A 17,516-nucleotide genomic window follows, 5' to 3' on the forward strand; every position below is an offset into this window, starting at 1 on the left:
GAGGTCAGCTGCCGAAGGAGCGGGGGGCCAGCTGGTGCTGCAGCACCAGGGCGGCGGCGCCCACGGCCGCGGCATCCGTGGCGTGGGTGGAGAGCCGCACCTCCACACCGTGCCGGGCCTTGGCGAAGAATCCCTCGTCGAGCCGTTTCTGCAGGATCTCGACATAGATCGACCCAGCGATGGCCACCGACGGCCCGGCCAGCACTACGCAGTCGAGGTCGAAGAGGTTCGCGGCGATCAGCACCGCTTCGGCCAGGTCCTGCGCCGAGTGGGCGATGGCCGCCACGGCCACCGGGTCGCCCAGCAGGGCGGCGGTGGAGATCAGGGTGAAGTCGGCGATGGGGTCGGTGCCACTCAGGGCGAGCGATGACGCCGCGCCGGCATCAAGCGCCCGCTGCACGGCGGCGGCCACGCCGGCGGGGCCGGCCACACGCTCGAGGGTGTCCGGTGCGGCACCGCTCCGCGGCGCGTTCATCCACATCTGGCCCAATTCGCCCACGTTGGAGCTCGCCCCACGGAAGACCGTGCCGCCCAGGAGTATCCCGGCACCGATGCCGGCGCCCATGTACACCGCGCACATCGTCGAGGCGTCCGGCACGTCGCCGCCCCAGAACTCGCCCACGGCGGAGGTGGTGCCGTCGTTGTCGAGAAGCACCGGCCGGCCTGTAGCCTCCTCCAGCGCGTCCCGGAGGGGGTAATCCGACCACTGCGGCAGCGTGGGCGGCGACAGAAGCACGCCCCGGTCGAGGTCCATCGAGCCCGGGGCGGCCAGCCCCACGCCGATGACGGCCTGCCCGTCGATGCCGAGATCGTCGATCAACTGGTTGGCGCTCACGGCCATGCGCTGGATCACGTCGGCGGGTGGGGAATCCTCGGCGCCGCGGGTGCGCAACCGACCCACGATCGCGCCGCCGAGGTTGGTGACGACGTAGGTGAGCGAGTCGACGCCGAGCTGGATGCCCACGGCGAACCGGGCGGTGGGATTGATGTCCAGCAGCACCCGCGGTTTGCCGCCGGTGGAGAGATCGCGGCCGACCTCGATGACGAGGCCGTCGGTGAGCAGCTGCCGCATCACATTGGTCATGGTGGCGGGCGTGAGTCCGGTGAGCGTGGCCAGCTCCACCCGGCTGATCGGGCCGGCCGAGCGCACGAAGTCGAGCACCAGGGCGCGACTCGTCGTGAGCGTCAAGTTGGCTCCAGCGCGCGTCATGTCCAGCCTCCTCGTCCCCACTATTCTAGAGTTGACTCGCTTAATAAAGTGTTCAAAATAAGTAATCCGGGGAACCCATGACCATCCAGGATGCATCGTTGGTGCGGCACAATGACACTGTGCCCGTTCTCTTCGATGCCTCCCCGCAATACGCGCCCCTCACCATCGGCACTGTCCTGCGAAGTTCCCCGCGTTTTCGCGGCGTCGAGCCGTTCTACTCCGAGTTCATCGCCGGCATGGAAGACACCCTGCGGGCGACCAACGGGTCGGTGCTCGTGCACATCGCCAACAGTCTCGACGAAGAGATCGCCAGCTACCGCCGCTGGGCCGCCTCCGGGCACGTATCGGCCATCGTGGTGCACGACCTCACCGAGAACGACGTGCGCGCCGCTACCCTGCACGACCTCGGCCTGCCCGCGCTGGTGCTCGGCGACCCCCTGCACACCGACGACGCCGGGGTCGCGACGCTGCAGGTGGACAACTTCGAGGCGGTGACCCTGGCGGTGCACTACGCCGTCGAGCTGGGCCACCGGGTGATCGGCCGGGTCGCCGGTCCGAGCCACCTCGTGCACACCGGGGTGCGTACCCGGGCGTTCACCGAGGCCATCACCGCCAACGGCGCGACCGCCGTCACCGTGGCGGGCGACTATTCCGAACAGGGTGGCTTCGACGGCACCCGGGAACTGCTGAGCGGCTCGCCGCGGCCGACGATGATCCTCTTCGACAATGACCTGATGGCGATCGGCGGGTTGGCCTATGCCAGGGGGGCCGGCCTGGCGGTGCCCGCCGAGCTGTCGCTGCTGGCCTGGGACGACTCGAGCCTGTGCCGGCTGTCGACCCCGCCGCTATCGGTCATGCGCAGGGACGTGCACTGGCTGGGCGCGGCCGCGGCCGAGATGGTGCAGGAGCTCCTGGCCGGTCGTGCGCCCGGCTCGATTCCGGCCCCGGCCCCGCAGGTCGTCGCCCGAGGCACCACTGCTCCCCCGCTGGCCGCGGCCCCGCTCACTACCTAGCCCAGCGCAGCACGCCCAGCCGGAACACCCAAAGCTCCTGGCGGGCACTCGCATGAGTTCCGTTAGGGAAACAGTCTGCTGGCCGACGGGCTATTAGAACTGAACCATGAAAATTGCAGATAGCTCCACATCGGAGCCCCTCAAACCGAGCAACCGTGGCACGGGCTCGCGCTCATGACTCTCACCGCGATCATGCCCTCCCTCCGGCGCTCGATTCCCGACCCCCTCAACCTCGACGCATGGCCGGAGTCCTCTCAGGTCACCACGACCGACGTCATCGTGTGCGGTGTCTCAATGACCCGGCTCGTCGAGGTGTGCCAGACACCGAGTGTGCACACAGCGGCTGCTGTCATCCCCGGCACGCACGGGCGCAGGTCGCCCTACCGGGACGCCGCCGTGGTCGTTGTGCGAGTCACCGCGGTCTTGAAGAACTTCGATGCGGCCCGCGTTGTGCTCATCGACGCATGCCTGGACACGGTCAACGCCACGTGGCGAGAGACCCGACTCATCGGGCGAGCGTCCACGGTGAAGAGCACCGCGGCGATTCTGCTCTCCGGCGAATCCCACGAAACACCGAGCATCGGCCGCGGCGTGATGGAACTGCCCGACGATCTCCGGGAAGGCGACCTGCTCGCCATCCCCTGCACCGGTGTCGTCGCACTCCGGGACATCCGTGCCCGACCAACGGTGCTGACCGACACGATAGACACCCGCGAAGACAGCGCCGCCGAGTTCACCTGGCTGGCGCAGCTCGCATGACCAATCCCACACACCATCGCAATCCCACGGAGGAGCACTCATGACTCTCATGTCCAGCATCCTGGCCAGGACTCCCCTGACGCACCGACCAGCCGACGTTGACAGTTGGCCGGAGGGCACCGTCCACACCGCAGATGATCTCATCATCAATGGGCTCTCCCTGGTTCGCGCCAGCCACGACCGGACTCCCGCAGTACGAATCGGCGCGGCTCCCGACGCCGCGGAACGGCACGGCACGTCGCCGGAACGATTCATCACCATTCTGCTGACCCGGGTGGAGGAGACCGGGTTCACCGATTCACATCGGCGCCGCGTCGTTTGGGTCGACGCCGAGCTGGACCACTGCCGCCCCAATGTGTCTGCAGCCCGCGTTGTCGGCCGTCGCAGCGGTGCTCACCTCAAGCGCATGCAACTGCGTCCCCGGCCCCAGGACGACATGCAGTGGGTCTGGCTACCAGCCGATGTGGTGGTCGGCGATCTGATCGCCGTGCCGTGCGACGGAGCCCTGCCTCTCAGCGACGTCCGTCGACACAGCGCCCGGCCGGGTCGTCGCGACGACGAGGGGCCCGACGAGCCGGATGATTTCCTGTTCGCCCACGCGTGCCTGAAATGACCCGCCGTGCCGAGCTTGAAGTGCCGCCGGTTGCCGCGCCGACGACGGGCATTGCCGTTGTGGCCCGTGACTGAACAACCGATTCGTCAGTCGGCTATCGCCTTCTGCTGATTTACCAGCTGCCGGCTCCAGGTCCTCCTGGAGCCGGCGGCTGCGTTCTGGTGCGGGTCGAGTCCAGGTGATGCGCGGCGTCCGAGTACACGGCCGACCACACCATCTCGTGTTGCGCCGGCGTTGACCTGCCCTGCTGAATCGCATCGTCCGCGGTCGCCAGTATCGCGGCCATCGACGCCAGGTACCTGCACTCACGGGTGTGCCGGGAGTCGGGCACGAGGGTGGATCTGGCCGCAGTCAGTTCGAGGACCTGTTTCCGGACCGTGCCGGTGCCAGACGCCACAGCCACGGCCCCGACAACATAAAACGCGACGCAGCCGGTTCCGATGACCAGTCTCGAAGCGCCGGTCTCAGCAAGCACTGCGCACATACCCAACACGCCCACGAGGCCCAATATCGGCCAGCCGCGCCAGAGTCGCACCCATCGCCGTTGCCGAGCCGATATCCCCGGCGGGTACAGCACGAGTCGGTAACCCACGCTGCCGTACCGGCCGACCGCAACGGTGTAGCTTCCCCACCGGCAACGCCAGTCAAGAATACGGGAGAGCCACCGGCCGAGCCTGGGTTCCGAACTGACCGTTCGCGCACTATTCACCGTGCTAGCGTCCTCCTGGCGCGTCGCTGCTCGGAGAATCTATACGGAACGCATGCGCCGAATCCGGTTTTTCATACGCTTTCCCTACGCCCCGCGTGCCCGCCGGAGGTGTGCGACGTTGTCAGCTGACGTGCACGTGCGGTCGTCGTTTGGCGTTGGGCTCGGATTCGCGAAGCACCTCACGGGTCACCGGGGCAATTTCCCCGAGGCCGGTGACGAGGAATTTGAACATATTCGCGAGCGGGTTCCCTTGGGTCCATTCGAAATAGATCTCCGGAATCAGGCCCGTCTGATCGCGGATCTCCAGCAGCACAGCGGCGATTGTGTTCGGAACGTTGCCGCTGGTCACCTGGAGAACCCGATAGCCGTGCTTCGCCACCCCACGCACGAGAAGGTCCTCCTCGAAATCAGATGAGTCAGATGGGAGCACTTCGAGGAAGATGATCGGTGAACCCGGTGGGATGTTGCCGAACCGGCGTTCATCCCGGCTCTTGTTGCGATACTCGACCTCGGTATCTTCGTCGGGTTCGTGGGAGATGATGCGGATGACGTCGTAGTCTTCGGCATCACCGGTGACGAAGTCGAGTGCCGACGGGTCCAGAATCACCGAAGTCGCCCGCAGCTCGAAGGACCGCCGCACTCGGGACACGAGCGAGACCACCATGATGCCCACGATGAACAGTGCGGCAATGCGCACGCCATCGGGGCGTTCGACAATGTTGACGACGGTCGTGTAGACCAGGATCACCGCGATAACCGCGAAGCCGAGAGTCTGCCGACGCTGCTTCTTCCGGCGGGCGGAGAGCGTCACCGCAACGGATGCGGACGTCATCAGCACCAGGACGCCGGTCGCGTACGCGCCGCCCTGGGCGTCGACGCTGGCCTGGAAGGCGATCGTGATCACGAAGGCTATCCCCACGAAAACCAACACCAGGGGTCGCACCGCGCGGGCCCATTGCGGGGCCATGCCGTAACGCGGCAAATATCGCGGCACGAGGTTGAGCAGCCCGGCCATCGCCGATGCGCCCGCGAACCACAGGATGCAAATGGTGCTGATGTCATACACTGACCCGAACACATTGCCCAGGTATTCGTGGGCGAGGTAAGCCAGCGCGCGCCCGTTGGCGGGGCCGCCAGGCTGGAAGGCGTCCTGTGGAATCAACAGTGTCGTGACGATACTCGAGGTGATCAGGAACCCACTCATGATCAACGCTGCCGTGGTGAGCAGCCTTTTCGTGCCACGGATCCGGCCCGCGGGATTCTCCTCGGTGTCCGTCTGGCCACCCTTGACCTGCGGCATGACAGCCACCCCGGTCTCGAATCCTGACAGGCCCAACGCCAACTTCGGGAAGACCAGGAGCGCTATGCCCACCATCACCAGCGGGTTACCGTGTTGCACGGTCAACGCCGCCCACCAATCAGTGACAAGCACAGCGTTAGACGCCACGTGCGCGATCGAGACCAGGATCACGACCAGGTTGAGCAGGAGGTATACCGCGACGAGGACAACGGCGATTCCGATGGCTTCCTTGAACCCACGGAGAAACACGATCCCGAGCAAGGTGACCAGGAACAGCGTGACCAGCACCTCCTGGCCGTGGAGCCAGGAGGGCGCGAAAGGATTTTCGATGGCGTGAGCGGTGGCATCCGCTGCGGAGAGGGTGATCGTGATCATGAAGTCTGTCGCAGCGAATCCAAGCAGCACCAGCACGAAGAGCTTGCCGGACCACCACGGCAACAGCTTCTCCAGCATCTGGATGGAGCCGGACCCCCTGAAGCTCTCTTCAGCCACACGCCTGTACACAGGCAACGCGCCCAACAGCGTCAGGGCGACCAGCACGATCGTGGCGATGGGCGAGAGCAGGCCTGCCGCAAGGGCGGCGATCGCCGGCTGATAGCCCAGCGTCGAGAAGTAGTCGACGCCGGTCAGGCACATCACCCGCCACCAGGAATGGGTCCTTTCCACGGTGGCAGCATGCGGACCCACCCGATTGCCCAGTCGGTCGCCGCTGTCCTGTAACAGCCATGCCTTCACGTTCGTGGCCGAAGCTCGCGGTTTGTTCACGAGCACAGATTACGCCACACGATTCACGGCTAGGGCCGCTTCGTGGACGAGCGCTTCCCGGGGCGGCTGCGCCGGCTAGTCCTCCCGGATCACGGCGACACCGCCGGCCGGCAGCGGCACCCGCGCCTCGCACCGGTGGCCGGTGAGCAGGTCGGTGCCGCTGGCCTCGGCCCAGCCCTCCGTTGCCGTGTGATTGAGCAGGAACAGGTAGGAGCCGGCAGCCGACGTGCGCCGCACCGCTTCGACGCCGGGCGAGACCCGGGCGGCCGGCGTGACGCCGGACTCATCCAGCACCCGGTCGAGGAATTCGGCCAGACCGGCCGGGTGCAGGTCGGTGGAGAGGTACCAGGCGGATCCGCCGCCGTCGAAGGCCCGGCGGGTGACGGCAGGGTAGCCGGCGACGTCGCCGGAGCTGTAGCGGGCGATCACCTCGGCATCGGGGGCGTGCACGAGTTCGCTCGAGCGCATGCCGCTCCAGCCGTTATCGAGTTCGACCGTCTCATCGGGGGTGAGCGGGTAGAACTCCTCACTCCAGGCGCCGAGCAGGTCGCGGAAGGCGCCGGGGTAGCCGCCGGTGATGACGGTGTTGCGTTCGTCGACGATGCCGGAGAACCAGGTCACCACGACAGTGCCGCCGGCCCGGGCGAAGTCGGCCACAGCCTGGGCGTTCTCTGCCGAGACCAGGAACAGGCCGGGCACGACGACGAGCTTGTAGCCGGCGAGGTCGTGCCAGGCCGGGAGCACGTCGACCGTCACGGCCTTCTCGAAGAGGGCGCTGTGGATGGCGCGGGCCGTGTCGGCGTAGACCGGGTTGTTGGTGGGTTTGAGACCGCTTTTCAGCGCCCAGCCGGCCTCGTTGTCGTGCAGCAGGGCCACCTGCGCGCCGGCCACCGTGCTGCCCGTCACCTCGGCCAGCCGGCCGAGGTGGCCGCCGAGGGTGGTGATGTCGCGGAAGATCCGGGAGTCCCGGCCGGCGTGCGGGAGCATCGCGGAGTGGAACTGTTCGGTACCGGACTTCGACGCTCGCCACTGGAAGTACATCACGCTGTCGGAGCCTCGAGCCAGGTGCGCCAGGGCGTGCCGGATCAGCTCGCCCGGCTTCTTGGCCTGGTTGATGGCATGCCAGCTGGCGGCGCCGGCGGCGTGCTCCATCAGCATCCACGGGCCGCCACCGGAGATGCCGCGCATCCGGTCGCCGCTGAAGGCGAGCTCCTGGTGCCGCAGCGGGTCGGGGCCGTAGGTGTAGTGGTCGTTCGCCACGATGTCCACGTGCGGCGCCCAGCGGGCGTAGTCCACCACATCCGGCCCCAGGCCCACCATGAAGTTCGTGGTCACCGGCACGGCGGGGGTGTGCCGGCGCAGCACCGCCTTCTCGGCGAGGTACTGGTCGAGCAGCGCCTCGGAGGAGAACCTCTCGTAGTCCAGCAGCTGCCCGGGGTTGTGCGCGGTCTTGCTGCTCGGCGTGGTGACCTCCTCGAACGACGAGTAGCTGTTGCCCCAGAAGCTCATGCCCCAGGCCTCGTTGAGCGCGTCGACGGTGCCGTAGCGGTGCTGCACCCAGCGGCGGAAGTGCTCGTTCGACACCGGGCAGTGGCAGCGGGCGTTGCCGCCGCCGAGCTCGTTGCCCACGTGCCACATGGCGAGGGCGGGGTGGTCGGCCACGTGCTCGGCGAGCGCCTCGACGATCCGCAGCGAGAAGGCGCGGTAGACCGGCGACGACGGGCAGAAGCCGTTGCGTCCGCCGGGGGCGAGCGGATGCCCGAACTCGTCCTGCGGCAGGATCTCGGGGTGCAGTCGGTGCAACCACATCGGCACCGCGGCCGTGGGCGTGGCGAGGTCCACCCGGATCCCGTTGGCATGCAGCAGGTCGAGCATCTCGTCGATCCAGCCGAAGTCGAACCGGCCGTCCAGCGGTTCGTGCTTGATCCAGGAGAAGACGCCGAGGGTGACGAGGTTCACCCCCACCTCCCGCATCAGCCGCAGGTCTTCGAGCACGGTCTCGCGCGGCCACTGCTCCGGGCTGTAGTCACCGCCGAACGAGAGGGCATCGGTGGGCCAGGCGGCGGCAGGTCGGGCGTCGGTGGGCATGTAATTCTCCTGATCAGCATCGGCCGGAGGGATGGGGCAGAGGGGCGGCAACCAGGCCCCGCGTGGGGCGCACCGGTGTTGCTACTTATTTTGGTTGCTTGATAAAGTCTAGTCATCGATGTTTTCGTGCGCCAGAGAACGCCGGAGAACATCACCAGAAGAGAAACGGACCACTCCCCCATGACCGACGGCACCCTCGACTATCGCGACAGCGGCCTGCTCTTCCCGGAATCGTTCGTGTTCGGCTCGGCCACGGCCGCGTACCAGATCGAGGGCGCCGTCGACGAAGACGGCCGCGGCGTCTCGATCTGGGACACCTTCTCGCACACGCCGGGCGCCGTTCAGAACGGTGACACCGGCGATGTCGCCGACGACCACTATCACCGGCTCGACGCCGACCTCGACCTCATCGCCGACCTGGGCCTGGACGCGTACAGGTTCTCGATCGCCTGGCCCCGCATCCAGCCCACCGGGCGCGGACCCGTGAACGCGGCCGGCCTGGCCTTCTACGAACGCCTCGTCGACGGGCTCCTCGCCCGCGGCGTGACACCGGTCGTGACCCTGTACCACTGGGACCTGCCGCAGGCCCTCGAGGACGACGGCGGCTGGACGAACCGCGCGACGGCATACGCCTTCGCCGACTACGCCCGACTGATGGGCGCCGCCCTCGGCGACCGGGTGCCGATCTGGACGACCCTCAATGAGCCCTGGTGCTCGGCCTTCCTCGGCCACGGCTCCGGCGAGCACGCGCCCGGCCGGCGCGACAACGCCGCCGCGCTCACCGCGGCGCACCACCTCAACCTTGCCCACGGGCTCGGGGTCAGCGCTCTGCGCGAGGTAGTCCCGGCGGGCACCGAGATCTCGGTCACGCACAACCTGCATGTCATCCGCGGCGATGCGGACTCGGTGCGCCGCATCGAAGGTGTGGGCAACCGCATCTTCACCGGCCCCATGCTGCACGGCGCCTACCCGGCCGACCTGCTCCACGACACCCGCGCCATCACCGACTGGTCGTTCGTGCTGCCGGGCGATGCCGAACTGATCCACCAGCCCATCGACGTGTTGGGCATCAACTACTACAACACCACCCTGGTCGGGCCGGCGACGGGGGCGGCGGATGCGGCCGACTCGGCCGCCGGGGCCGCCTCACGGGCGTCGGCGTTCCCCGGCACCGACGACATCCCCCGGCTGGAGCAGCCGGGGCCGTTCACCGAGATGGACTGGAACATCGAGCCGTCCGGGCTGCTTCAACTCCTCGAGGCGATGCGCGACGAGTTCCCCGGCCTGCCGCTGATGGTCACCGAGAACGGGGCGGCATTCGAGGACGTCGCCACCGTGGACGCCGACGGGGCCACCCGGGTGCACGACGAGGAGCGGGTCGACTACCTCCGCCGGCACTTCACCGCCGCGCACCGGGCCATCCAGAACGGGGTGGACCTGCGGGCCTACTTCGTCTGGTCGCTGATGGACAACTTCGAGTGGGCTTACGGGTTCTCGAAGCGGTTCGGCATCGTGCGGGTGGACTATGCGACCCAGGAACGCACCCTCAAGGACAGCGCCCTCTGGTACCGCCAGCTGATCACGACGCGCCGCCTCCCCTAGCGCCGCGTTACTCCTCGGCCTGGGCGTTCCGGCGCAGGTGCACATCGGTGATGGTCACGTTGACCGCCACGATGTTCAGCTCGGTGTGGTGCAGCAGCGTCGTCGTGATGGCGTCGCGCAGGCGCTGCGCGGTCTTGGGAATCCGCTCGCCCCAGAAGACGCTGGCCTCGACGTTCACCGTGACCGGGCTGCCCGGCTCGCTCACGTCGCCGTCGAGCTTGCACTTGCCGATGAAGGTGCCCGCGACGCCGTCGCCGGCGGACCGGATCAGGCCCCGGACGGCGCCTTCGGTGAGGCTCAGCGACGCCTTAGGCGACGGGTGTGACACCGGGATACTCCGCCCGGCGCGGGCCTCCCGGTTGATGTTCTTGAGGATGCCGGTGACCCAGCTGTCGTCGCGTTCGGGCTCGGCCGTCACGTCGTCGTCGAGGATGTTCTGCGCCATCGAGCGGAACCGGGTGAGCGCGTCCAACGCGATCCGGTGCTCCGGGGCCTTGTTGAGGAAGTCGTCCGGCGGGTTCTCACCGCGGTCGAGGTAGTCGCTGAGTTTGGCGATGAGGTCCTGGTTCAGGTCATCTGGTGAAGACATCATCGCCATTCCTCCATCTCTTGCATGAGTTTCTGTCTGGCCCGGGCCAGCAGCCCGCGCACCGTAGACGGAGGCACGTCGAGCTCCTCGGCGATCTCGGCGTAGCTGTGCCCACCGATCTCACGCAGCGTCCAACACTGACGCTGTGATTCGCTCAGAGTAGCGAGTGCACGTGTGAGCCGCTCCCTTTGTGACGCGGCTTCGGCCTGCTGGTGCGGCGATTCGGACTCGGGAGCGGGCACATCCCACTCGCCGAGGGGCTGGTCGGACCGGCGCGCACGGATGCGGTCGATGGCCTTGCGGCTCGTGATGCGCATCAGCCAGGCCTTGGTGGCGGCCGGGTCCTGCAGTTCGGGGAGCCGCTCCCAGGCGGTGATGAAGGTGTCCTGCACCACGTCGTCGGCGTCGCCGTTCGAGCCCAGGATGCGCGTGGCGTAGGCCCGCATCAGCGGCCCATGCCGCCGGACGAGCACTTCGAAGGCACGCACGTCGCCGTCGATGGCGCGCGCGGCGAGAATCGCGTCGGTGGCGTCGCCGAGTGGCGAACGCTCATCTGACCCCGTCACTGACACCGGAGACCTCTCTCTACTCTTGCCCGCGACTCTTCCAATCGTCTATGCCGGATTGTCAATTCCGTGACGAACCGGCGGTGAGACGCGTCTGAACAATATCAATGAGTTTCGAGGAGAGAAAATCACCCTGAAGCAATAACCGTGCGACATAGTGACTATCTCACCATCCCGCTTTTTTGTCACAACAGATCCGCATATGCGCGGCGACCAGCACAGGAGCACTACTCATGAGCAGCACCACCTCCAGCGTCACCCCCGCGACCGGGCCGGACGGCACCCGCACGCCCACCGACGCCACCCGCGGCAAGACCGTGATCAACAACAACGTCGTCGCCAAGATCGCCGGACTGGCCGTGCGGGACGTACCCGGCGTGCACGCCCTCGGCGGCGGCGCCGCGCGCGCGCTCGGCGCCATCCGTGAGGCGATCAGCAGCACCGACCACAGCCAGGGCGTCAGCGTCGACGTCGGCGAGAGCCAGGTCGCCGTCGACCTGTCGATCGTCGCCGGCTACCCGGTGCCGCTGCAGCAGGTCGCCGAGGATGCCCGCAACGCGGTCATCGAGGCTATCGAGACCCTTGTTGGCCTGCAGGTCAGCGAGGTGAACGTCACCATCAACGATGTGCACCTGCCCGACGAGACGCACGACACCGACGAGGCCCAGGTCCAGTGACCGCCGCACCCGTCGACGCCGTACCGCCCGCCACTCAGCGCGGCCTCACCCACATCAGCTCCCGCGCGATGACCCGGGTGGTCTCGGCCGTGGCCGCTGACGCCCTCGGCATCGCGCCCAGCCAGGTGTCCGTTGACCTGGCCGACGCCGCCGGGCGCCTGGACGTCACCGTGCGCGCCCCCATCCGGGTACTCCCGCTCGACCGCGCAGACAGTGCTCCGGATGCCCAGGGCGAGGACAGCATCCTGGCCCGCGCCGAGCAGTCCCAACATCACATCCGCGGCGCGGTGGGCGAGCTCACCGGCGCCGACATCGCCGGCGTCACCGTGCGATTGACGAGCGCCCGCATCCGTCTCCCCCGCCGGGTGCGCTGACCGACCCGCGCCATCCCGGCACCCCGAACGAACGGCAGACCATGAACGGCACCTTCACCTCAGCGCACGCGGCGGGTACCGCCCCGGCGCGCCTGGCCGTCGCGGTCCCGCAACTGCGCCACCCGATGAGCCGGTCCACCCGGTCCACCTACAAGCGCCTGCTCCGCCGCGAGACGCACTCTCCGCGTTCGGTCGTGGCCATCGGACTGGCGTCGGTGATCATCGCCGGTTGCCTGTATTCCGGCACCGAGCTGGTGCTCGAACTGCTCAACCGCCCCGCGCTGCTGGCCGCGCCCACCGATGTGGTGCGGTACGTGAGCCAGGTCAATGACATCGCCCCCGCGGCGCTGCTCGCCCTGGGCATCATCGTCGCGATCGCTGGGGCGGCACTGGTGCTGGTGGCGGTACTGCCCGGGCGCCGGGCGCGCCGTGAGGTCGCCTCCGACCGGGCGGCCGTGGTGGTCGACGACGAGGTGATCGCCGCCTCGCTGGAGCGCCGCGCCGCCGTGGCGGGCAACGTCGCGCCGGAGAACATCGACGTCACCGTGTCACGGCACCGCGCGACCGTGCAGATCACCCCCGAGTCCGGGACGGCGCCCGACCGGTTCACGGCCGAGAAGGCGATCGCGGATGCGCTGGCCTACGACTCGCTGCGGCCGGCCCTGGCGCCCACAGTCGTGATCAACCCGACGGGCCGGGTGAGCGCATGAATAACACCAACCGGGTGCTCAACCGTGCCTTCGTTCTGCTGGTCGGTCTACTCGGGCTCGCTGTCGGCGCCGTCGCCGTCGCCCTCGTTGCCGTGCCCGACTTCCTCCAGGCCTGGTCGCGCACGGCACCGGATGTTACCGCCGCACTCAGCGACGTGCTGGGGCGCACCGAGGTGGCCGACAGCGGCACGAGTTGGGTGCCGGTGGCCGGCCTCGCCCTCGCCGCCGCGCTGATCGTGCTGCTGGTCGTGTTCATCGCCCGTCAGGGCCACGGGCACACCGGTCGCCTGATCGAGGCGGCCCCGACCGAGGACGGGTCCACCATCGTGGACGCGGCGGTGGCCGAACAACTGCTCACCGACGCCCTGCATAACCACGAGGAGTTCGTCACGGTGGCCGTCTCCACCTACCGAGTGCACGGCACCCCGGTGCTCAAGGTCTCCGCCACCGTGCGCCGCGGTGTCGCGCCGCGGGCCGCCCTCACCATCATCGAGCGAGCCGTGCACGGCCTCGACCGGGTGCTCGGCGCAGAGATTCCGGTGCTGGTGCAATTGGGCGGCGGCGTGCGCACCCGGATGTCCGGCCGCGCGCGGTTCCGGTCCACCCCCACCGCCAACCCACAGACCTCTCCGACCCCCACCAACCACCCCCTAGAGAAAGAGAGAACACGATGAGTGCATCGGACAAGATCGAGAACGCTGCCCAGGACCTCGCCGGCAAGGCCAAGGAAGCCTTCGGCAAGGCCACCAACGACGACGCCAAGGTCGCCGAAGGCAAGAGCGACCAGGCCGGAGCCGACCTCAAGAAGGCCGGCGAGAACGTCAAGGACGCGTTCAAGAAGTAACCAGCCCCGCTACCCGGCCGGTGCCGCCTGATCCGCGGCGCCGGCCGGGCAGACCGCGTCCGCCCGCATCGCCGCGGCCGCATCGACCGCCGTCCACGGCAACTCGAGGTCCGCAGCCGTCCGCCCGTCGGAGACCGGTGTCTGGGCCGCGATCGCCACGAGCCGCCGCGCCAGGTCGAGGGCGAAGTCCTCGCCGGCGCTGGAATCGTTGACCATGACCACCACCGTCAGCCCGCTGTCCGGGTCGGAGAGCGTGGCCGAGAGGTAGCCGGGGATCTGCCCGGTGGATCCGCGCACCGGGCCCAGCTGTTCGGCGCCGAGCCCGTAGCCCCGCCAATCCGGTGCGCCGGTCTCCGCCACGGTCGTCCACTGCTGGCGGGCCGTGTCCGTCGCCAGCAGGCTGCCCGTTGCGAGCGCCTGCGACCAGGTCCTGAGGTCGCCGAGGGTCGACACCACTCCACCGGCCACGCCGGCCATGGACGTCGACAACCGGGTGACGTCGAGCATCCGGGCGCAGTCTGGCGTGCCGGCGCCGGTGAGCGCCGCCGCCCAGCCGTGCGGATGCGCGCCGGGCACGTCCAGCTCCTGCGGCCCGGGATATGACGTGGCATGCAGCCCGAGCGGGCCGAACACGTACCGGTTGTACAGCGTGGGCCAGTCGTCTCCGGTCGCCGCCTCCAGCGCCATCCCGAGCAGCTGGATGCCGGGTTCCGAGCGACTCCAGGCCTTGCCGGGTGCTCCGACCCTGGCGGAGCCGAGGCCGCCGGACACCAGCTCGAGCGGTGGCCAGGTGCGGGTGGGGTTGTTCACGAATTGGCTGTCGAGCTGCGGCTGACCCAGGCCGGAGGTGTGCTGACACAGCTGGCGCAGGGTGATGCCCTCGATGCCCGGCTGCCGGGTGAGGTACTGCGTCACCGGATCGTCCAGCCCCACCCGGTGCTCATCCACCAGCCGGAGCAGAACTGTGCAGGTCATCGCGGTGGTCTGCGTACCGATCCGGAAACTCATCTCGGTGCTGAGCACACCGCCGCCGCCCGGGCGGCCCGTGCCTGGATCGACCGCTGTGCCGACGCTGCCCGGGCTGGCAAGCCACTGCCCGGCCCCTGGCACCCACACGCCGGCGATCGCGCCGGATGCCCCGGCCAGCGCGATGCCGTCGGCCAGCGCCGCATCCAGGGCGTCGACGATGTCCGGCGCCAGGGTGCCGGAGGCCTGATCCGGTCCGATCGGCTGCGGCACGGCGGCGTCGGCGCAGGCCGACAGCGGAAGCACCAGAATCACCAGCAGGGTCGCCGCCAGGCCCACAGCCCGGTGCCGCCGGCGACCGCCGGATCGTCTGCCCGTCCTCGTGGCCCCCCGCCGGCCGCCCCGCGGCCACGCCCGTTCAGCTGTCATGAAAGCCCGATGCCCATTCCGTGCCCCCGCACTCCTCCCCGCGGGGAGTGCCGGATGTGGCCCATTGCCGGGGAGTGTACCCAGAGTGCGATGGATGCGCTGGTCGGGCGCAACATCCTGCCGACGGTGCAATACTGGCCAGATGATCCGCACAGGGACGGGTCGCCCGAACCAGTCGAGGCTTCGCCGGCTCGGCAGCACAGTGCTCGTGCTGGCCGGCTGCTGCGCTGCGCTGTCCGCCTGCGGGGTGCCGTTGATCCCCGTGCTGCCCTCGGCCACTCCCACGGTCGCGCCCACGGCCTCGCGGGCACCCACGCCGCCCGGGGAGCCGTCTTCGGCACCCACGGGGCCGGCCTCGCCCACGCCGTCCGATCAGCCGGGGGTCGCCGCCCCGTGCTCCGCTGACGAGCTGACCTTCGCGCTACAGGCGCGCCCTGGAGACAGCGGCGCCGGCAGCTTCTTCTGGGATCTCAGCGTCACCAACGCCGGGGCGGGGGCCTGCAGCATCGACGGCTACCCGAGCGTGACGCTGGTCTCCGCCGATACCGGCCAACCTGTCGGCGCGGCATCCGGCCTGGAACCGCGGGCCACGCCGGTGGAGCTGCTACTCGACCCCGGCGACTCCGCGTACAGCCTGCTCCACCTCACCCAGGCCGGGGCCTACGGGTGCCCGCTCGTTCCCGTCACCCGGCTGGAGGTGACCCTGCCTGCGGACGCCGGCTCCAGCGCGGTGGCCACGCCGGACGCCATCCAGGGCTGCGATGATCCGGCCGTGCAGCTGGTGCGCACCGGGGCCTTCGCGCCAACACCCGTCGTCTTCTGACAGACATCCGCGAACCGTGAGATGGGCCCCGAAAACGTCGAGTTTTCGGGGTAAACCTCACGGCTCGCGAGATATGGGAGCCGTCACGCGCAGGCCCTCCATGAAGCGCAGCACGTTCTCGTCCACGATGATGTCGCTCGGGCGCAGCGGCCGGGTGAGGTAGAGGCCGTTCAGGCTGGTCAACCGGCTCAGTGCCACATAGGTCTGGCCGGGGCTGAACACCCGCGCGCCGAGGTCCACGATGGCCTTCTCATAGGTGGCGCCCTGCGACTTGTGGATGGTCACAGCCCAGGCCAGGCGCAGCGGGAACTGGGTGAACTCGGCCACCACATCTTTGCTGAGCTTCTTGGTGGCCGCGTTGTAGGTGTACTTGTACTTTTCCCAGACCGTGGGCTCCACCTCGTGGGTGGTGCCGTCGATGTCGACGTACACGGTGGAATCGACCCGGGTGACGGTGCCGATGCTGCCGTTCACCCAGCGCGGTCCGCCGTCGAGCGGGTTGTCGTTGCGCAGGAACATCACCTGCGCGCCGACCTTGAGTTCGAGCACCTCGTCGGCCGGGTAGGTGCGGCCGCCGAAGTCGCCGGTGACCTCCGCCTTGGCCGAGAGGGACTTGCCGGAGAGCCGTTTGAGCGCCGCCGCATTGATGCGGTTGACCGCGTCGTTGCGGGTGGCGAGGGTGATCACGCCTTCGGCGGGCGGCGTGCGGGCGCCGGCGCCATTGAGCGCCCCGCCGATCTCCGGGGTCACCTGGCCGTAGCGCACCGCGTTGAGCATGGTCTTGAAGCCGGCGTCGTGCTGACGGTGGATCTCGGTGAGCTCGAAGATCTTCAGCTCGGCGGTCTGCCACACCTTCGCGTCGAAGAACCACATCGACCGATAGGTGTCGGCGAAGTAGGCGCGCTCCTCCGGGTCGCCCGGCACGGGGGCCAGCTGGTACGGGTCGCCGAAGAGCACGATCTGCACCCCGCCGAAGCTGTCGTGCGGACGCTGCCGGGCTTGACGGAGGCTGCGATCGATGGCATCCATCAGGTCGGCGTTGACCATGGAGACCTCGTCAATGACGACGGTGTCGATCGTGTTGAGGAGCTTCCGCAGCTGGTCGTTCTGGTCGATCGCATGATCGGCGATGACCCCGATCGGCAGCCGGAACAGCGAGTGCAACGTCTGACCGCCCACGTTGAGGGCGGCGACCCCGGTCGGGGCGGCGATCACGATCTGCTTGCTGGTGTTCCAGGACAGGTGATTGAGCAGTGTCGACTTACCCGTTCCGGCGCGGCCGGTGACGAAGACGTTCTGCTTGGTGCCCTCGATGGCGGCGAACACCTCGGCCTGTTCACGCGAAAGCGGAATCTCGGTGGGAAGCGCAGTCACGGGAGAACTTTCACTGGTGGGAGTCGATGGGGTGTGCGGCCGGGCCGGCCGCGGCAGAGCGACATGAAGGACCTCTTCCACTGTAACCGTCCCACGCCGGGCGGC

The 17,516-nt window shown here is 68.6% G+C and carries 17 protein-coding genes; 10 read left to right on the forward strand and 7 right to left on the reverse strand.

The genetic code is table 11. The annotated features are described in order from the left end of the window. Positions 1–4: 4 nt before the first annotated feature. Complete coding sequence (locus BJQ94_RS19030) at positions 5–1,210, reverse strand: ROK family transcriptional regulator (RefSeq protein WP_265398088.1); 1,206 nt, start codon at positions 1,208–1,210, stop codon at positions 5–7. A 77-nt stretch (positions 1,211–1,287) separates the two neighbouring features. Between BJQ94_RS19030 and BJQ94_RS19035 the strand changes: the two genes are divergently transcribed. The 3 genes from BJQ94_RS19035 (at position 1,288) to BJQ94_RS19045 (ending at position 3,595) form a co-directional block, all read left to right on the forward strand. Continuing rightward, a complete protein-coding gene (locus BJQ94_RS19035; protein ID WP_265398087.1) occupies positions 1,288–2,223 on the forward strand; it encodes a substrate-binding domain-containing protein in 936 nt (311 codons plus the stop codon). A gap of 174 nt (positions 2,224–2,397) precedes the next feature. Continuing rightward, a complete protein-coding gene (locus BJQ94_RS19040; RefSeq protein WP_275875527.1) occupies positions 2,398–2,982 on the forward strand; it encodes a hypothetical protein in 585 nt (194 codons plus the stop codon). A 40-nt stretch (positions 2,983–3,022) separates the two neighbouring features. After that, positions 3,023–3,595, forward strand: coding sequence for a hypothetical protein (locus BJQ94_RS19045; RefSeq protein WP_265399757.1), 573 nt, complete (start codon positions 3,023–3,025; stop codon positions 3,593–3,595). An 830-nt stretch (positions 3,596–4,425) separates the two neighbouring features. On the opposite strand, the gene BJQ94_RS19050 is transcribed toward BJQ94_RS19045, so the two are convergent. Then, complete coding sequence (locus BJQ94_RS19050) at positions 4,426–6,240, reverse strand: amino acid transporter (protein ID WP_265399809.1); 1,815 nt, start codon at positions 6,238–6,240, stop codon at positions 4,426–4,428. Positions 6,241–6,444: 204 nt separating this feature from the next. Then, positions 6,445–8,457, reverse strand: a complete 2,013-nt coding sequence (locus BJQ94_RS19055; protein ID WP_265399758.1) for a beta-galactosidase — start codon at positions 8,455–8,457, stop codon at positions 6,445–6,447. A 180-nt stretch (positions 8,458–8,637) separates the two neighbouring features. Here BJQ94_RS19055 and BJQ94_RS19060 point away from each other — a divergent pair, with 180 nt between their 5' ends. Next, positions 8,638–10,059, forward strand: a complete 1,422-nt coding sequence (locus BJQ94_RS19060; protein WP_265399759.1) for a GH1 family beta-glucosidase — start codon at positions 8,638–8,640, stop codon at positions 10,057–10,059. Between the two features lie 7 nt (positions 10,060–10,066). On the opposite strand, the gene BJQ94_RS19065 is transcribed toward BJQ94_RS19060, so the two are convergent. Together BJQ94_RS19065 and BJQ94_RS19070 are read right to left on the reverse strand one after the other, a co-directional pair. After that, positions 10,067–10,651 carry an Asp23/Gls24 family envelope stress response protein gene (locus tag BJQ94_RS19065; RefSeq protein ID WP_265399760.1) on the reverse strand — a complete coding sequence of 195 codons (585 nt, stop codon included), beginning with the start codon at positions 10,649–10,651 and terminating at the stop codon, positions 10,067–10,069. Beyond that, the gene (locus BJQ94_RS19070) at positions 10,648–11,214 is read right to left on the reverse strand and encodes an RNA polymerase sigma factor (RefSeq protein WP_265399761.1); all 567 of its coding nucleotides are present in this window, start codon (positions 11,212–11,214) and stop codon (positions 10,648–10,650) included. The genes BJQ94_RS19065 and BJQ94_RS19070 overlap by 4 nt, the downstream gene beginning before the upstream one ends. Positions 11,215–11,447: 233 nt before the next feature. On the opposite strand from BJQ94_RS19070, the gene BJQ94_RS19075 reads away from it, so the two are divergent. The 5 genes from BJQ94_RS19075 to BJQ94_RS19095 are packed head-to-tail and all read left to right on the forward strand — an operon-like array spanning position 11,448 to position 13,819. After that, entirely contained in the window at positions 11,448–11,891 is a 444-nt protein-coding gene (locus BJQ94_RS19075) for an Asp23/Gls24 family envelope stress response protein (protein ID WP_265399762.1), read from the forward strand. Then, complete coding sequence (locus BJQ94_RS19080) at positions 11,888–12,265, forward strand: hypothetical protein (RefSeq protein WP_265399763.1); 378 nt, start codon at positions 11,888–11,890, stop codon at positions 12,263–12,265. The genes BJQ94_RS19075 and BJQ94_RS19080 overlap by 4 nt, the downstream gene beginning before the upstream one ends. A gap of 41 nt (positions 12,266–12,306) precedes the next feature. Then, complete coding sequence (locus tag BJQ94_RS19085) at positions 12,307–12,975, forward strand: BON domain-containing protein (protein ID WP_265399764.1); 669 nt, start codon at positions 12,307–12,309, stop codon at positions 12,973–12,975. Beyond that, on the forward strand, positions 12,972–13,649 hold the full coding sequence (locus BJQ94_RS19090; protein ID WP_265399765.1) for a hypothetical protein: 678 nt from the start codon (positions 12,972–12,974) through the stop codon (positions 13,647–13,649). The genes BJQ94_RS19085 and BJQ94_RS19090 overlap by 4 nt, the downstream gene beginning before the upstream one ends. Further along, positions 13,646–13,819: a CsbD family protein gene (locus BJQ94_RS19095; protein ID WP_265399766.1), complete on the forward strand. Its 174-nt coding sequence runs from the start codon at positions 13,646–13,648 to the stop codon at positions 13,817–13,819. The genes BJQ94_RS19090 and BJQ94_RS19095 overlap by 4 nt, the downstream gene beginning before the upstream one ends. A 9-nt stretch (positions 13,820–13,828) precedes the next feature. Here the strand turns inward: BJQ94_RS19095 and BJQ94_RS19100 are convergent, their stop codons facing one another. Then, positions 13,829–15,124 (reverse strand): serine hydrolase domain-containing protein, encoded by a 1,296-nt coding sequence (locus BJQ94_RS19100; RefSeq protein WP_265399767.1) that lies wholly within the window; start codon positions 15,122–15,124, stop codon positions 13,829–13,831. A gap of 232 nt (positions 15,125–15,356) precedes the next feature. On the opposite strand from BJQ94_RS19100, the gene BJQ94_RS19105 reads away from it, so the two are divergent. After that, positions 15,357–16,037 (forward strand): DUF4232 domain-containing protein, encoded by a 681-nt coding sequence (locus BJQ94_RS19105; RefSeq protein ID WP_265399768.1) that lies wholly within the window; start codon positions 15,357–15,359, stop codon positions 16,035–16,037. A gap of 57 nt (positions 16,038–16,094) precedes the next feature. Here BJQ94_RS19105 and BJQ94_RS19110 read toward each other — a convergent pair whose 3' ends face one another. After that, positions 16,095–17,411 (reverse strand): AAA family ATPase, encoded by a 1,317-nt coding sequence (locus BJQ94_RS19110; protein ID WP_265399769.1) that lies wholly within the window; start codon positions 17,409–17,411, stop codon positions 16,095–16,097. Positions 17,412–17,516: the final 105 nt, after the last annotated feature.

Source organism: Cryobacterium sp. SO2, assembly GCF_026151165.2.
GTDB lineage: Bacteria > Actinomycetota > Actinomycetes > Actinomycetales > Microbacteriaceae > Cryobacterium.

Coding starts and splice junctions, on each gene's coding strand:
- BJQ94_RS19030 (WP_265398088.1), bottom strand. CDS start 1,210: ATGACGCGCGCTGGAGCCAACTTGACGCTCACGACGAGTCGCGCCCTG.
- BJQ94_RS19035 (WP_265398087.1), top strand. CDS start 1,288: ATGACCATCCAGGATGCATCGTTGGTGCGGCACAATGACACTGTGCCC.
- BJQ94_RS19040 (WP_275875527.1), top strand. CDS start 2,398: ATGACTCTCACCGCGATCATGCCCTCCCTCCGGCGCTCGATTCCCGAC.
- BJQ94_RS19045 (WP_265399757.1), top strand. CDS start 3,023: ATGACTCTCATGTCCAGCATCCTGGCCAGGACTCCCCTGACGCACCGA.
- BJQ94_RS19050 (WP_265399809.1), bottom strand. CDS start 6,240: ATGTGCCTGACCGGCGTCGACTACTTCTCGACGCTGGGCTATCAGCCG.
- BJQ94_RS19055 (WP_265399758.1), bottom strand. CDS start 8,457: ATGCCCACCGACGCCCGACCTGCCGCCGCCTGGCCCACCGATGCCCTC.
- BJQ94_RS19060 (WP_265399759.1), top strand. CDS start 8,638: ATGACCGACGGCACCCTCGACTATCGCGACAGCGGCCTGCTCTTCCCG.
- BJQ94_RS19065 (WP_265399760.1), bottom strand. CDS start 10,651: ATGATGTCTTCACCAGATGACCTGAACCAGGACCTCATCGCCAAACTC.
- BJQ94_RS19075 (WP_265399762.1), top strand. CDS start 11,448: ATGAGCAGCACCACCTCCAGCGTCACCCCCGCGACCGGGCCGGACGGC.
- BJQ94_RS19085 (WP_265399764.1), top strand. CDS start 12,307: ATGAACGGCACCTTCACCTCAGCGCACGCGGCGGGTACCGCCCCGGCG.
- BJQ94_RS19090 (WP_265399765.1), top strand. CDS start 12,972: ATGAATAACACCAACCGGGTGCTCAACCGTGCCTTCGTTCTGCTGGTC.
- BJQ94_RS19095 (WP_265399766.1), top strand. CDS start 13,646: ATGAGTGCATCGGACAAGATCGAGAACGCTGCCCAGGACCTCGCCGGC.
- BJQ94_RS19105 (WP_265399768.1), top strand. CDS start 15,357: ATGATCCGCACAGGGACGGGTCGCCCGAACCAGTCGAGGCTTCGCCGG.